At 50.3% G+C, this 11,779-nt stretch carries 25 protein-coding genes; all 25 read right to left on the reverse strand.

Going from position 1 to position 11,779, the window contains the following annotated elements; all coding sequences use genetic code 11:
• The 25 genes from rpsK to rpsJ all read right to left on the reverse strand — a co-directional run bounded on the left by rpsK (position 1) and on the right by rpsJ (position 11,561).
• Positions 1 to 390: a 30S ribosomal protein S11 gene (gene rpsK / locus ABFI50_RS07100; RefSeq protein WP_003863312.1), complete on the reverse strand. Its 390-nt coding sequence runs from the start codon at positions 388 to 390 to the stop codon at positions 1 to 3.
• A gap of 16 nt (positions 391 to 406) precedes the next feature.
• Positions 407 to 763, reverse strand: a complete 357-nt coding sequence (gene rpsM, locus ABFI50_RS07105; protein ID WP_003863308.1) for a 30S ribosomal protein S13 — start codon at positions 761 to 763, stop codon at positions 407 to 409.
• A gap of 146 nt (positions 764 to 909) precedes the next feature.
• Complete coding sequence (gene rpmJ, locus ABFI50_RS07110) at positions 910 to 1,026, reverse strand: 50S ribosomal protein L36 (RefSeq protein WP_000868187.1); 117 nt, start codon at positions 1,024 to 1,026, stop codon at positions 910 to 912.
• Between the two features lie 31 nt (positions 1,027 to 1,057).
• Positions 1,058 to 2,389 carry a preprotein translocase subunit SecY gene (gene secY / locus ABFI50_RS07115; protein ID WP_003863305.1) on the reverse strand — a complete coding sequence of 444 codons (1,332 nt, stop codon included), beginning with the start codon at positions 2,387 to 2,389 and terminating at the stop codon, positions 1,058 to 1,060.
• 7 nt (positions 2,390 to 2,396) lie between these two features.
• Complete coding sequence (gene rplO, locus ABFI50_RS07120; RefSeq protein ID WP_014885468.1) at positions 2,397 to 2,831, reverse strand: 50S ribosomal protein L15; 435 nt, start codon at positions 2,829 to 2,831, stop codon at positions 2,397 to 2,399.
• 3 nt (positions 2,832 to 2,834) lie between these two features.
• Complete coding sequence (gene rpmD / locus ABFI50_RS07125; RefSeq protein WP_003863301.1) at positions 2,835 to 3,014, reverse strand: 50S ribosomal protein L30; 180 nt, start codon at positions 3,012 to 3,014, stop codon at positions 2,835 to 2,837.
• A 6-nt stretch (positions 3,015 to 3,020) separates the two neighbouring features.
• Positions 3,021 to 3,521, reverse strand: a complete 501-nt coding sequence (gene rpsE / locus ABFI50_RS07130) for a 30S ribosomal protein S5 (RefSeq protein WP_003863299.1) — start codon at positions 3,519 to 3,521, stop codon at positions 3,021 to 3,023.
• A gap of 14 nt (positions 3,522 to 3,535) precedes the next feature.
• Positions 3,536 to 3,889, reverse strand: a complete 354-nt coding sequence (gene rplR / locus ABFI50_RS07135; protein WP_003863297.1) for a 50S ribosomal protein L18 — start codon at positions 3,887 to 3,889, stop codon at positions 3,536 to 3,538.
• 9 nt (positions 3,890 to 3,898) lie between these two features.
• A complete protein-coding gene (gene rplF, locus ABFI50_RS07140) occupies positions 3,899 to 4,432 on the reverse strand; it encodes a 50S ribosomal protein L6 (protein ID WP_003863296.1) in 534 nt (177 codons plus the stop codon).
• A gap of 12 nt (positions 4,433 to 4,444) precedes the next feature.
• Positions 4,445 to 4,837, reverse strand: a complete 393-nt coding sequence (gene rpsH / locus ABFI50_RS07145) for a 30S ribosomal protein S8 (protein ID WP_006178918.1) — start codon at positions 4,835 to 4,837, stop codon at positions 4,445 to 4,447.
• Positions 4,838 to 4,867: 30 nt separating this feature from the next.
• Complete coding sequence (gene rpsN, locus ABFI50_RS07150; protein ID WP_003863291.1) at positions 4,868 to 5,173, reverse strand: 30S ribosomal protein S14; 306 nt, start codon at positions 5,171 to 5,173, stop codon at positions 4,868 to 4,870.
• A 14-nt stretch (positions 5,174 to 5,187) separates the two neighbouring features.
• Complete coding sequence (gene rplE, locus ABFI50_RS07155; protein WP_001096206.1) at positions 5,188 to 5,727, reverse strand: 50S ribosomal protein L5; 540 nt, start codon at positions 5,725 to 5,727, stop codon at positions 5,188 to 5,190.
• Between the two features lie 14 nt (positions 5,728 to 5,741).
• The gene (rplX, locus tag ABFI50_RS07160; RefSeq protein WP_003863287.1) at positions 5,742 to 6,056 is read right to left on the reverse strand and encodes a 50S ribosomal protein L24; all 315 of its coding nucleotides are present in this window, start codon (positions 6,054 to 6,056) and stop codon (positions 5,742 to 5,744) included.
• Positions 6,057 to 6,066: 10 nt separating this feature from the next.
• Complete coding sequence (gene rplN, locus ABFI50_RS07165) at positions 6,067 to 6,438, reverse strand: 50S ribosomal protein L14 (protein WP_002919748.1); 372 nt, start codon at positions 6,436 to 6,438, stop codon at positions 6,067 to 6,069.
• A 166-nt stretch (positions 6,439 to 6,604) separates the two neighbouring features.
• Positions 6,605 to 6,859: a 30S ribosomal protein S17 gene (rpsQ, locus tag ABFI50_RS07170; protein WP_008503489.1), complete on the reverse strand. Its 255-nt coding sequence runs from the start codon at positions 6,857 to 6,859 to the stop codon at positions 6,605 to 6,607.
• Positions 6,859 to 7,050, reverse strand: a complete 192-nt coding sequence (gene rpmC, locus ABFI50_RS07175) for a 50S ribosomal protein L29 (protein ID WP_003863282.1) — start codon at positions 7,048 to 7,050, stop codon at positions 6,859 to 6,861. Before rpmC ends, rpsQ begins: the two co-directional genes overlap by 1 nt.
• Entirely contained in the window at positions 7,050 to 7,460 is a 411-nt protein-coding gene (rplP, locus tag ABFI50_RS07180; RefSeq protein WP_002919759.1) for a 50S ribosomal protein L16, read from the reverse strand. The genes rpmC and rplP overlap by 1 nt, the downstream gene beginning before the upstream one ends.
• 12 nt (positions 7,461 to 7,472) lie before the next feature.
• On the reverse strand, positions 7,473 to 8,174 hold the full coding sequence (gene rpsC, locus ABFI50_RS07185) for a 30S ribosomal protein S3 (protein ID WP_000529945.1): 702 nt from the start codon (positions 8,172 to 8,174) through the stop codon (positions 7,473 to 7,475).
• A gap of 17 nt (positions 8,175 to 8,191) precedes the next feature.
• A complete protein-coding gene (rplV, locus tag ABFI50_RS07190) occupies positions 8,192 to 8,524 on the reverse strand; it encodes a 50S ribosomal protein L22 (protein WP_002919773.1) in 333 nt (110 codons plus the stop codon).
• 14 nt (positions 8,525 to 8,538) lie between these two features.
• Positions 8,539 to 8,817 carry a 30S ribosomal protein S19 gene (gene rpsS / locus ABFI50_RS07195; protein ID WP_001138117.1) on the reverse strand — a complete coding sequence of 93 codons (279 nt, stop codon included), beginning with the start codon at positions 8,815 to 8,817 and terminating at the stop codon, positions 8,539 to 8,541.
• A gap of 16 nt (positions 8,818 to 8,833) precedes the next feature.
• Positions 8,834 to 9,655, reverse strand: a complete 822-nt coding sequence (gene rplB, locus ABFI50_RS07200) for a 50S ribosomal protein L2 (protein WP_000301859.1) — start codon at positions 9,653 to 9,655, stop codon at positions 8,834 to 8,836.
• A 17-nt stretch (positions 9,656 to 9,672) separates the two neighbouring features.
• Positions 9,673 to 9,975, reverse strand: a complete 303-nt coding sequence (gene rplW / locus ABFI50_RS07205) for a 50S ribosomal protein L23 (protein WP_000617546.1) — start codon at positions 9,973 to 9,975, stop codon at positions 9,673 to 9,675.
• Positions 9,972 to 10,577: a 50S ribosomal protein L4 gene (gene rplD / locus ABFI50_RS07210; RefSeq protein WP_000424395.1), complete on the reverse strand. Its 606-nt coding sequence runs from the start codon at positions 10,575 to 10,577 to the stop codon at positions 9,972 to 9,974. The genes rplW and rplD overlap by 4 nt, the downstream gene beginning before the upstream one ends.
• Positions 10,578 to 10,587: 10 nt before the next feature.
• A complete protein-coding gene (rplC, locus tag ABFI50_RS07215; protein ID WP_003863274.1) occupies positions 10,588 to 11,217 on the reverse strand; it encodes a 50S ribosomal protein L3 in 630 nt (209 codons plus the stop codon).
• Between the two features lie 32 nt (positions 11,218 to 11,249).
• Complete coding sequence (gene rpsJ, locus ABFI50_RS07220; protein WP_001181005.1) at positions 11,250 to 11,561, reverse strand: 30S ribosomal protein S10; 312 nt, start codon at positions 11,559 to 11,561, stop codon at positions 11,250 to 11,252.
• Positions 11,562 to 11,779: the final 218 nt, after the last annotated feature.

Raw genomic sequence — 11,779 nt, forward strand, 5'->3', positions numbered from 1 at the left:
TTATACGCGACGTTTTTTCGGCGGACGACAACCGTTATGAGGGATCGGAGTCACATCAGTAATATTCGTGATGCGGAAACCAGCGGCGTTCAGAGCGCGAACAGTAGATTCACGACCCGGACCCGGACCTTTAACCATAACTTCCAGATTCTTGATGCCGTATTCTTTTACGGCTTCAGCGCAACGCTCTGCTGCAACCTGAGCTGCGAACGGAGTGGATTTGCGAGAACCACGGAAACCGGAACCACCGGCTGTTGCCCAACCCAAAGCGTTACCCTGACGATCAGTAATAGTAACGATGGTGTTGTTGAAAGAAGCATGGATATGAGCCACGCCGTCAGAGACTTGTTTTCTTACACGTTTACGTGCACGAACTGGTGCCTTTGCCATTATTCAATCACCCCGATTATTTCTTGATCGGTTTGCGCGGACCCTTACGGGTACGTGCGTTGGTCTTAGTACGCTGACCGCGCACTGGCAGACCACGACGATGACGCAAACCGCGATAGCAACCAAGATCCATCAGGCGCTTGATGCTCATGCTGATTTCACGGCGCAGATCACCTTCAACGACAAATTTGGCAACTTCGTCACGCAGCGTGTCGATTTGTTCTTCAGACAGCTCACTGATCTTAACATCTTCAGCGATACCCGCTGCAGCCAGAATGGCTTTAGAACGGGTCTTGCCGACGCCGTAGATCGAAGTTAATGCGATCACAGCATGTTTCTGATCAGGAATGTTAATGCCTGCTATACGGGCCACTATGCACTCCTACTATTTAATATGTACGCACCATGCTGAAAAGCCCGTTTTCAGGATACTCAAATGGAAACGTACAGACATACAAAAGATTGGCTGGCTAATCTAGCCAGCTCAACCCAACTTTGCAAGAAAAATATGCGAAATAATCAGCCTTGGCGCTGTTTATGCTTCGGCTCGGCACTGCAAATCACACGGATGACACCATCACGCTTAACGATTTTGCAGTTACGGCATAATTTCTTGACGGAAGCACGAACTTTCATTTTTACTCTCCGTAACTTCTCAGGCGACCAATTAGCGGCCGTAGCCTTTCAGGTTCGCCTTCTTCAATGCAGACTCATACTGACTGGACATCATCAGAGTTTGCACTTGAGCCATAAAGTCCATAATCACGACAACAACGATAAGCAGTGAGGTCCCACCGAAGTAGAACGGTACTTTCATTGCATCACGCATGAACTCCGGGATCAGGCAGATAAAAGTAATATAAAGCGCACCAACCAAAGTCAGGCGGGTCATTACTTTATCGATATACTTCGCCGTTTGCTCTCCCGGACGAATTCCTGGTACAAATGCACCGGACTTCTTCAGGTTATCTGCTGTTTCACGCGGGTTGAAGACCAACGCCGTGTAGAAGAAACAGAAGAAGATGATCGCAGACGCATAGAGTAACACATAAAGTGGTTGCCCAGGCTGCAAATACAGCGAAATTGTTGTCAGCCAGTTCCAACCAGTACCGCCCCCGAACCATGACGCGATGGTTGCCGGGAACAGAATAATACTGGAAGCGAAGATTGCCGGGATTACCCCCGCCATATTCACTTTCAGCGGTAAATGTGTGCTCTGTGCAGCATAGACACGACGACCTTGCTGACGTTTCGCGTAGTTCACCACAATGCGGCGTTGACCACGTTCAACGAAGACAACAAAGAACGTCACTGCAAATACTAATACTGCAACCAACAGCAACAGGAGGAAGTGCAGGTCGCCTTGACGCGCTTGCTCGATAGTGTGGGCGATGGCTGGCGGAAGACCCGCAACAATACCGGCGAAGATAATGATTGAGATACCGTTACCGATACCACGCTCAGTAATCTGTTCGCCGAGCCACATCAGGAACATCGTCCCTGTGACCAGACTAACAACAGCGGTGAAATAGAATGCAAAGCCTGGGTTTAATACCAGGCCCTGCATACCAGGCATATTCGGCAGACCGGTAGCAATACCGATAGACTGGAATATTGCCAGCACCAGAGTACCGTAACGGGTGTACTGACTAATCTTACGACGTCCAGACTCCCCTTCTTTCTTCAATTCTGCCAGGGCCGGATGAACGACCGTCAGCAGCTGGATAATAATCGATGCCGAAATATACGGCATGATACCCAGAGCGAAGATAGAAGCACGGCTGAGAGCACCACCAGAGAACATGTTGAACATTTCAATGATGGTGCCTCGCTGTTGCTCAAGCAGTTTGGCAAGTACAGCGGCATCGATACCAGGGATCGGAATAAAAGAGCCAATACGGAACACAATCAGCGCGCCGATAACAAACAGCAGTCTGCGTTTCAGCTCGCCAAATCCACCTTTGGCACTTTGAAAATCTAATCCCGGTTGCTTAGCCATCTGCTACTTATTCCTCAATTTTACCGCCAGCAGCTTCGATAGCAGCACGAGCACCTTTAGTAACACGCAGGCCACGAACAGTTACCGGAGTAGAAACTTCACCAGACAGGATCACTTTCGCGAACTCGATCTGAATACCGATAATGTTTGCTGCTTTCAGCGTGTTCAGGTCTACAACGCCGCCTTCAACTTTCGCCAGGTCAGACAGACGGATTTCCGCTGTGATCGCTGCTTTGCGAGAGGTGAAGCCGAACTTCGGCAGACGACGGTACAGTGGCATCTGGCCACCCTCGAAACCGCGACGTACGCCACCGCCAGAACGAGAGTTCTGACCTTTGTGACCACGACCACCGGTTTTGCCGAGGCCAGAACCGATACCACGACCCAGGCGTTTACCCGCCTTTTTAGAGCCTTCGGCCGGAGACAGAGTATTTAAACGCATCTCTTACTCCTCAACTTTAACCATGAAGTAAACCGCGTTGACCATACCACGAACAGCAGGAGTATCCTCGCGCTCAACGGTATGACCAATACGACGCAGACCCAGGCCAAGCAGCGTTGCCTTGTGTTTCGGCAGACGACCGATTGCACTGCGGGTTTGAGTGATTTTAATAGTCTTTGCCATGGTCAATTACCCCAGAATTTCTTCAACGGATTTACCACGCTTGGCAGCGACCATTTCTGGAGAATTCATATTTTCCAGGCCATCAATAGTTGCACGAACCACGTTAATCGGGTTGGTGGAACCATATGCTTTGGCCAGAACGTTATGAACCCCAGCAACTTCCAGAACGGCGCGCATTGCACCACCGGCGATGATACCGGTACCTTCTGAAGCTGGCTGCATGAATACACGAGAACCCGTGTGAACACCTTTAACAGGGTGTTGCAGGGTGCCGTTGTTCAGCGCGACGTTAATCATATTGCGACGGGCTTTTTCCATCGCTTTCTGGATCGCTGCTGGAACTTCACGCGCTTTACCGTAACCAAAACCAACGCGACCGTTACCATCGCCTACTACAGTCAGAGCTGTGAAGGAGAAAATACGACCACCTTTAACGGTTTTAGATACGCGGTTTACCGCGATCAGCTTTTCCTGCAGTTCGCCAGCCTGTTTTTCGATGTGAGCCATCTTACACCTCTACCTTAGAACTGAAGGCCAGCTTCACGGGCAGCATCTGCCAGTGCCTGGACACGACCATGATATTGGAACCCGGAACGGTCAAAGGAAACATTGCTGATGCCTTTTTCCAGAGCGCGTTCAGCAACAGCTTTACCTACAGCTGCAGCGGCGTCTTTGTTACCGGTGTACTTCAATTGTTCTGAGATAGCTTTTTCTACAGTAGAAGCAGCTACCAGAACTTCAGAACCGTTCGGTGCAATTACCTGTGCGTAAATATGACGCGGGGTACGATGTACCACCAGGCGAGTTGCACCCAGCTCTTTGAGCTTGCGGCGTGCGCGGGTCGCACGACGGATACGAGCAGATTTCTTATCCATAGTGTTACCTTACTTCTTCTTAGCCTCTTTGGTACGCACGACTTCGTCGGCGTAACGAACACCCTTGCCTTTGTAAGGCTCAGGACGACGGTAGGCGCGCAGATCTGCTGCAACCTGACCGATCAGCTGTTTATCAGCGCCTTTCAGCACGATTTCAGTTTGAGTCGGGCATTCTGCAGTGATACCGGCCGGCAGCGGATGCTCAACAGGGTGTGAGAAGCCCAGAGACAGGCCTACTGCATTCCCTTTGATCGCTGCACGATAACCTACACCAACCAGCTGAAGCTTTTTAGTGAAGCCTTCGGTAACACCAACAACCATTGAGTTCAGCAGGGCACGCGCGGTACCAGCCTGAGCCCATCCATCCACGAAACCATCACGTGGACCGAAGGTCAGAGCGTTATCTGCATGTTTAACTTCAACAGCTTTGTTGAGGGTACGAGTCAGCTCGCCGTTTTTACCTTTGATCGTAATAACCTGACCGTCGATTTTAACATCAACGCCGGCAGGAATGACGACCGGTGCTTTAGCAACACGAGACATTCTTTCCTCCGATTAGGCTACGTAGCAGATAATTTCGCCACCAAGACCAGCCTGGCGCGCTGCACGATCAGTCATAACACCTTTAGAGGTAGAAACAACTGCGATACCAAGACCAGCCATAACTTTTGGCAGCTCATCTTTTTTCTTATAGATGCGCAGGCCTGGGCGGCTGACACGCTGAATGCTTTCTACAACAGCTTTACCCTGGAAATACTTGAGAGTAAGTTCCAGTTCCGGCTTGGTGTCGCCTTCAACTTTAAAATCTTCGATAAAACCTTCTTCCTTCAGCACGTTGGCAATTGCCACTTTCAGCTTGGCGGAAGGCATGGTGACCGCAACTTTGTTCGCGGCCTGACCGTTACGGATACGGGTCAGCATATCCGCGATCGGATCTTGCATGCTCATCTGTCTTTACTCCCGTGATTCAATTGGTAATTACCAGCTAGCCTTTTTCAAGCCTGGCACTTCACCGCGCATGGCGGCTTCACGCAGTTTGATACGGCTCAACCCAAACTTGCCCACATAACCATGTGGACGACCTGTTTGACGACAGCGGTTACGCTGACGAGACGGGCTGGAATCACGCGGCAGAGACTGCAGCTTGAGAACCGCATTCCAACGATCTTCGTCGGAAGCGTTCACATCAGAAATGATCGCTTTCAGTTCAGCGCGTTTAGCGAAGAATTTATCAGCTAAAGCTACGCGCTTTACTTCGCGTGCTTTCATTGATTGCTTAGCCATTCAGTAACCCTACCTTACTTGCGGAACGGGAAGTCAAAGGCAGCCAGCAGAGCACGGCCTTCTTCGTCAGATTTCGCAGTAGTGGTAATGGTAATATCCAAACCACGCACGCGGTCGACTTTATCGTAGTCGATTTCTGGGAAGATGATCTGCTCACGGACACCCATGCTGTAGTTACCACGACCGTCGAAAGACTTAGCGGACAAGCCACGGAAGTCACGGATACGTGGAACAGCAATAGTGATCAGGCGCTCAAAGAACTCCCACATGCGTTCGCCACGCAGAGTTACTTTACAGCCGATCGGATAGCCCTGACGGATTTTGAAGCCTGCAACAGATTTGCGTGCTTTGGTGATCAGCGGTTTTTGACCGGAGATTGCTGTCAGGTCAGCTGCTGCGTTATCCAGCAGTTTCTTGTCAGCGATCGCTTCACCAACACCCATGTTCAGGGTGATCTTCTCGACCCGAGGGACTTGCATGACAGAATTGTAGTTAAACTCAGTCATGAGTTTGTTAACTACTTCGTCTTTGTAGTAATCATGCAGTTTCGCCATCGTACTACTCCAAATTACTTGATAGTTTCGCTGTTAGACTTGAAGAAACGGACTTTTTTGCCGTCTTCGAATCTAAAGCCTACACGGTCAGCCTTGCCGGTAGCCGCATTGAAGATTGCAACGTTAGAAACCTGAATAGCAGCTTCTTTTTCAACGATGCCACCTGGTTGGTTCAGGGCCGGAACCGGCTTCTGATGTTTCTTAACCAGGTTGATACCTTCAACGACGAGTTTGCCGGAAGACAGAACATTTTTTACTTTACCGCGTTTACCTTTATCTTTACCGGTTAACACGATAACTTCGTCATCACGACGGATTTTCGCTGCCATGATTCGCTCCTTAGAGTACTTCTGGTGCCAGAGAGATAATTTTCATGAACTTCTCAGTACGAAGTTCACGAGTTACCGGCCCAAAGATACGCGTGCCGATAGGCTGCTCGCTGTTATTGTTCAAAATAACGCATGCATTACCATCGAAGCGAATGACAGAACCGTCAGGGCGACGAACACCCTTCTTGGTGCGCACCACTACCGCTTTCAGCACATCACCTTTTTTGACCTTACCACGTGGAATTGCTTCTTTGATGGTGATCTTGATGATGTCGCCTACGCCTGCGTAGCGACGGTGCGAGCCACCCAGAACCTTGATACACATTACGCGACGTGCACCGGAGTTGTCGGCGACGTTCAGCATAGTCTGTTCTTGGATCATTTTAGTGCTCCGCTAATGTCAACTACTACCTGAGACTCTAAAATCAGAGCCGTTAAAAAGCCCCATATCGAGGGCGCGGCATTATAACACCGCTTCTGCAATATGGGTAGAAAAAATAAACGGCTCATCGCTGAGCCGTTTATTCGTATTGAGAATGCGTACTGTATTACAGAACCGCTTTCTCTACAACGCGAACCAGCGTCCAGGACTTAGTCTTGGACAGTGGACGGCATTCACGGATTTCAACCTTGTCGCCGATACCACATTCGTTGTTCTCGTCATGTACGTGCAGTTTGGTCGTACGCTTGATGAATTTACCGTAGATCGGGTGTTTCACAATACGTTCGATAGCTACAACAATGGATTTCTCCATTTTGTCGCTAACAACACGACCTTGCAGAGTACGGATTTTATCGGTCATTACGCACCCGCCTTCTGAGTCAGTAAAGTCTTAACGCGTGCAACATTGCGACGCACTTGCTTCAGCAGGTGAGTCTGTTGCAGCTGGCCACTTGCAGCCTGCATACGCAGGTTGAACTGCTCACGCAGCAGGTTCAGCAGCTCAGCGTTCAGCTCTTCAACGCTTTTTTCACGCAGCTCTTTTGCTTTCATTACATCACCGTCTTAGTTACAAAGGTGGTTTTGATAGGCAGTTTCGCTGCTGCCAGGCCGAAGGCTTCACGGGCCAGCTCTTCCGGAACACCGTCCATTTCATAAAGGACTTTGCCCGGTTGGATCAAGGCAACCCAGTACTCCACGTTACCTTTACCTTTACCCATACGAACTTCCAGCGGCTTCTCGGTGATCGGTTTGTCCGGGAATACACGGATCCAGATCTTACCTTGACGCTTAACTGCACGGGTCATTGCACGACGTGCTGCTTCGATCTGACGTGCAGTCAGACGACCACGGCCAACAGCTTTCAGACCGAAAGTGCCGAAGCTAACATCCGTACCCTGCGCCAGACCACGGTTGCGGCCTTTGTGCACTTTACGGAATTTTGTACGCTTTGGTTGTAACATCAGCGACGCTCCTTATTTACGGCCTTTACGCTGCTGCTTTTTAGGTTGAGCAGCCGGTTTTTCCGGTTGTTCAACAGCAGCCATACCACCCAGGATCTCACCTTTGAAGATCCATACCTTAACGCCGATTACACCGTAAGTGGTGTGCGCTTCAGAGGTGTTGTAGTCGATATCAGCACGCAGAGTGTGCAGCGGTACGCGACCTTCACGGTACCATTCGGTACGTGCGATTTCCGCGCCGCCCAGACGGCCGCTAACTTCAACTTTGATACCCTTAGCGCCCAGACGCATTGCGTTCTGTACAGCACGCTTCATAGCACGACGGAACATAACACGACGTTCCAGCTGAGAAGTGATGCTGTCAGCAACCAATTTAGCGTCCAGTTCAGGCTTACGAACTTCAGCGATATTGATCTGTGCAGGAACGCCAGCGATATCCGCTACGACCTTGCGCAGTTTTTCTACGTCTTCGCCTTTCTTACCGATAACGATGCCAGGACGAGCAGTGTGAATAGTCACACGGATGCTCTTAGCTGGACGCTCGATAACGATACGAGATACAGACGCTTTAGCCAGTTCCTTAGTCAGGTACTGACGTACTTTAAAATCGCTGTCCAGGTTGTCAGCGAATTCTTTGGTGTTCGCAAACCAGGTAGAGTTCCATGGTTTTACAATACCCAGGCGAATACCATTAGGATGTACTTTCTGACCCATTGCTAGTCTCCAGAGTCTCAGCGATCGGACACAACCACAGTAATGTGGCTGGTGCGCTTCAGGATGCGATCTGCACGACCTTTCGCACGCGGCATAATGCGCTTCATGCTTGGGCCTTCATCTACGAAAATTTTCGCGACTTTCAGATCGTCGATGTCAGCGCCATCGTTGTGTTCAGCGTTAGCAATGGCAGATTCCAGTACTTTCTTGACCAATACCGCAGCTTTCTTGTTGGTATAGGTCAGGATGTCCAGGGCCTGCGACACTTTCTTACCGCGAATCAGGTCAGCAACAAGGCGAACCTTCTGTGCAGAAGAACGAGCATGGCGATGTTGAGCTAAAGTTTCCATCTCTTCCTCCTACCTTATTTCTTCTTCGCTTTTTTATCAGCAGCGTGGCCGCGATAAGTACGAGTCGGTGCGAATTCACCCAGTTTGTGACCAACCATTTCGTCGGTAACAAAGACTGGAACGTGCTGACGACCATTATGGACAGCGATGGTCAAACCGATCATGTTAGGAAAGATCGTTGAACGACGGGACCAAGTGCGCAGGGGCTTCTTGTCTCCGCTTTCCACCGCTTTCTCTACCTTCTTCAGCAAGTGCAGGTCAATAAAAGGACCTTTCTTGAGAGAACGTGGCATGGCTTATCCTCTAAAATTATTTGCTACGGCGACGTACGATAAATTTATCAGTACGCTTGTTGCTGCGGGTCTTCTTACCTTTGGTCTGAACGCCCCACGGAGTTACCGGGTGCTTACCAAAGTTACGACCTTCACCACCACCATGTGGGTGGTCGACTGGGTTCATCGCAGTACCGCGAACGGTAGGACGAACACCACGCCAGCGTGCAGCACCTGCTTTACCCAGAACGCGCAGCATATGCTCAGCATTGCCAACTTCGCCCAGAGTAGCGCGGCAGTCTGCTTCGACTTTACGCATTTCACCAGAACGCAGACGCAGGGTGACATAAGCACCGTCGCGCGCAACGATCTGAACGTAAGTACCCGCGGAACGCGCCAGCTGACCGCCTTTACCTGGTTTCATTTCTACGTTATGAACGGTAGAACCAACCGGGATATTGCGCATCGGCAGGGTGTTACCTGCTTTGATTGCAGCATCAACGCCAGACTGAATCTGGTCGCCAGCTTTCAGGCCTTTAGGGGCCAGGATGTAACGGCGTTCGCCATCTTTGTACAGAACCAGCGCGATGTTCGCGGAACGGTTCGGATCGTACTCAAGACGTTCAACAACTGCAGGGATACCGTCTTTGTTGCGTTTGAAGTCAACAATACGATAAGCCTGCTTGTGGCCACCACCGATGTGACGAGTGGTGATACGGCCATTGTTGTTACGACCACCGGATTTGCTGTTTTTTTCCAGCAACGGAGCAAAAGGTTTGCCCTTGTGCAGCTCAGGGTTAACCACTTTAACTACGTGGCGACGACCCGGAGATGTCGGTTTACATTTAACAACTGCCATTGTATTACTCCTCCGACTTACTCAGCGCCGCCAACGAAGTCCAGGTTCTGGCCTTCTTTCAGGGTGACGTAAGCTTTTTTCCAGTCGCTACGACGACCGATACGCTGTCCGTGACGTTTAACTTTCCCTTTAACAACCAGGGTGTTAACGACTTCGACTTCGACTTCAAACAGTTTCTGCACAGCAGCTTTGATCTCTGCTTTGGTCGCGTCTTTAGCAACTTTGAGAACGATGGTGTTTGTTTTTTCCATCGCAGTAGACGCTTTTTCAGAAACGTGCGGTGCGCGAAGCACCTTCAGCAGACGTTCTTCACGAATCATGCCAGCATCTCCTCAACTTGCTTAACAGCATCAGCAGTCATTACGACTTTGTCGAAGGCGATCAGGCTAACCGGGTCGATACCAGTCGCATCGCGTACGTCAACCTTGTGCAGGTTACGTGCGGCCAGGAACAGGTTCTCGTCCAGCTCACCGGTGATGATCAGCACATCTTCCAGAGCCATGTCTTTCAGTTTCTGTGCCAGCAGCTTAGTTTTAGGCGCTTCTACAGAGAACTTCTCGACAACGATCAGACGATCCTGACGTACCAGTTCGGACAGGATGCTTTTCAGCGCGCCGCGGTACATCTTTTTGTTAACTTTTTGACTGTGGTCCTGTGGACGCGCAGCGAAGGTCACGCCACCTGAACGCCAGATCGGGCTCTTGATAGAACCTGAACGCGCACGGCCGGTACCTTTCTGGCGCCATGGCTTTTTGCCAGAACCAGTTACTTCAGCACGAGTCTTCTGAGCACGAGTACCCTGACGAGCACCAGCTGCATAAGCAACAACAACCTGGTGAACCAGCGCTTCGTTGAAATCACGACCGAAGGTAGTTTCGGAAACAGTCAGCGCGCTCTGCGCGTCTTTCAATACTAATTCCATTGCTATCCCCTTACGCCTTCACAGCTGGTTTAACGATCAGGTCGCTACCGGTTGCACCCGGGACCGCACCTTTAACCAGCAGCAGGTTGCGCTCAGCGTCAACACGTACTACGTCCAGGCTCTGAACGGTTACACGTTCGTTACCCAGCTGACCTGCCATTTTCTTGCCTTTGAACACTTTGCCCGGAGTCTGGTTCTGACCGATAGAACCCGGAACGCGGTGAGACAAGGAGTTACCGTGGGTAGCGTCCTGGGTACGGAAGTTCCAGCGCTTAACGGTACCAGCAAAACCTTTACCTTTAGAGGTACCGGTTACGTCAACTTTTTTAACGTCAGCAAACAGCTCAACGCTAATGTCCTGACCTACGGTGAACTCTTCGCCTTCAGCAAGACGGAATTCCCACAGACCACGGCCAGCTTCTACGCCAGCTTTAGCGAAGTGACCCGCTTCTGGTTTGGTTACACGGTTAGCTTTTTTAGCACCAGTGGTAACCTGAATAGCGCGGTAGCCATCGTTAGCCAGATCTTTAACCTGAGTAACGCGGTTTGCTTCAACTTCGATTACGGTTACTGGGATAGAAACGCCATCTTCAGTGAAGATGCGGGTCATACCCACTTTTTTACCGACTAAACCAATCATTGTTTCAACCTCTCAATCGCTCGATGACCTGATTAACCCAGGCTGATCTGCACGTCTACACCGGCAGCCAGATCCAGACGCATCAGAGCATCAACGGTTTTCTCAGTTGGCTCAACGATGTCAACCAGACGCTTGTGAGTGCGGATTTCGTACTGATCACGCGCGTCTTTGTTAACGTGCGGAGAGATCAGAACGGTAAAGCGCTCTTTGCGGGTCGGCAGCGGGATCGGACCACGGACTTGCGCACCAGTGCGCTTAGCAGTCTCGACGATTTCCGCGGTTGATTGATCGATCAGACGATGATCAAACGCTTTAAGGCGGATACGGATTCTTTGGTTCTGCATGAGACCAGAGCTCCAATTATTTTATAAACGAAAATGATTACTCCTCAAACCCATTACGATTGATGGGAGAGTGTAACCGTTCTTACGTAGCTCCCCAATTGGGAGCATTGTTGAGTAACAAAATGCGCTACCCAGGTTCATATCGAACCAGCCGTCAATTACGACAAGCCCGCGCATTATACGTATTTACAGGCTTAATGCAAGTCGACTGTGTCGAT

Origin of the sequence: Enterobacter sp. HNDS-6 (genome assembly GCF_039850505.1) — a bacterium.
GTDB lineage: Bacteria > Pseudomonadota > Gammaproteobacteria > Enterobacterales > Enterobacteriaceae > Enterobacter > Enterobacter kobei.

Bases quoted from the DNA above. Each gene is read 5' to 3' on its own strand.
- rpsE (WP_003863299.1), bottom strand. From the start codon at position 3,521: ATGGCTCACATCGAAAAACAGGCTGGCGAACTGCAGGAAAAGCTGATC.
- rplF (WP_003863296.1), bottom strand. From the start codon at position 4,432: ATGTCTCGTGTTGCTAAAGCACCGGTCGTCATTCCTGCCGGCGTTGAT.
- rplN (WP_002919748.1), bottom strand. From the start codon at position 6,438: ATGATCCAAGAACAGACTATGCTGAACGTCGCCGACAACTCCGGTGCA.
- rplC (WP_003863274.1), bottom strand. From the start codon at position 11,217: ATGATTGGTTTAGTCGGTAAAAAAGTGGGTATGACCCGCATCTTCACT.
- rplR (WP_003863297.1), bottom strand. From the start codon at position 3,889: ATGGATAAGAAATCTGCTCGTATCCGTCGTGCGACCCGCGCACGCCGC.
- rpsJ (WP_001181005.1), bottom strand. From the start codon at position 11,561: ATGCAGAACCAAAGAATCCGTATCCGCCTTAAAGCGTTTGATCATCGT.
- rplX (WP_003863287.1), bottom strand. From the start codon at position 6,056: ATGGCAGCGAAAATCCGTCGTGATGACGAAGTTATCGTGTTAACCGGT.
- rpsN (WP_003863291.1), bottom strand. From the start codon at position 5,173: ATGGCTAAGCAATCAATGAAAGCACGCGAAGTAAAGCGCGTAGCTTTA.
- rpsH (WP_006178918.1), bottom strand. From the start codon at position 4,837: ATGAGCATGCAAGATCCGATCGCGGATATGCTGACCCGTATCCGTAAC.
- rplW (WP_000617546.1), bottom strand. From the start codon at position 9,975: ATGATTCGTGAAGAACGTCTGCTGAAGGTGCTTCGCGCACCGCACGTT.
- rpsS (WP_001138117.1), bottom strand. From the start codon at position 8,817: ATGCCACGTTCTCTCAAGAAAGGTCCTTTTATTGACCTGCACTTGCTG.
- rplP (WP_002919759.1), bottom strand. From the start codon at position 7,460: ATGTTACAACCAAAGCGTACAAAATTCCGTAAAGTGCACAAAGGCCGC.
- rplB (WP_000301859.1), bottom strand. From the start codon at position 9,655: ATGGCAGTTGTTAAATGTAAACCGACATCTCCGGGTCGTCGCCACGTA.
- rpmD (WP_003863301.1), bottom strand. From the start codon at position 3,014: ATGGCAAAGACTATTAAAATCACTCAAACCCGCAGTGCAATCGGTCGT.
- rpmJ (WP_000868187.1), bottom strand. From the start codon at position 1,026: ATGAAAGTTCGTGCTTCCGTCAAGAAATTATGCCGTAACTGCAAAATC.
- secY (WP_003863305.1), bottom strand. From the start codon at position 2,389: ATGGCTAAGCAACCGGGATTAGATTTTCAAAGTGCCAAAGGTGGATTT.
- rpsQ (WP_008503489.1), bottom strand. From the start codon at position 6,859: ATGACCGATAAAATCCGTACTCTGCAAGGTCGTGTTGTTAGCGACAAA.
- rpsC (WP_000529945.1), bottom strand. From the start codon at position 8,174: ATGGGTCAGAAAGTACATCCTAATGGTATTCGCCTGGGTATTGTAAAA.
- rpmC (WP_003863282.1), bottom strand. From the start codon at position 7,050: ATGAAAGCAAAAGAGCTGCGTGAAAAAAGCGTTGAAGAGCTGAACGCT.
- rpsK (WP_003863312.1), bottom strand. From the start codon at position 390: ATGGCAAAGGCACCAGTTCGTGCACGTAAACGTGTAAGAAAACAAGTC.
- rplE (WP_001096206.1), bottom strand. From the start codon at position 5,727: ATGGCGAAACTGCATGATTACTACAAAGACGAAGTAGTTAACAAACTC.
- rplO (WP_014885468.1), bottom strand. From the start codon at position 2,831: ATGCGTTTAAATACTCTGTCTCCGGCCGAAGGCTCTAAAAAGGCGGGT.
- rplV (WP_002919773.1), bottom strand. From the start codon at position 8,524: ATGGAAACTTTAGCTCAACATCGCCATGCTCGTTCTTCTGCACAGAAG.
- rplD (WP_000424395.1), bottom strand. From the start codon at position 10,577: ATGGAATTAGTATTGAAAGACGCGCAGAGCGCGCTGACTGTTTCCGAA.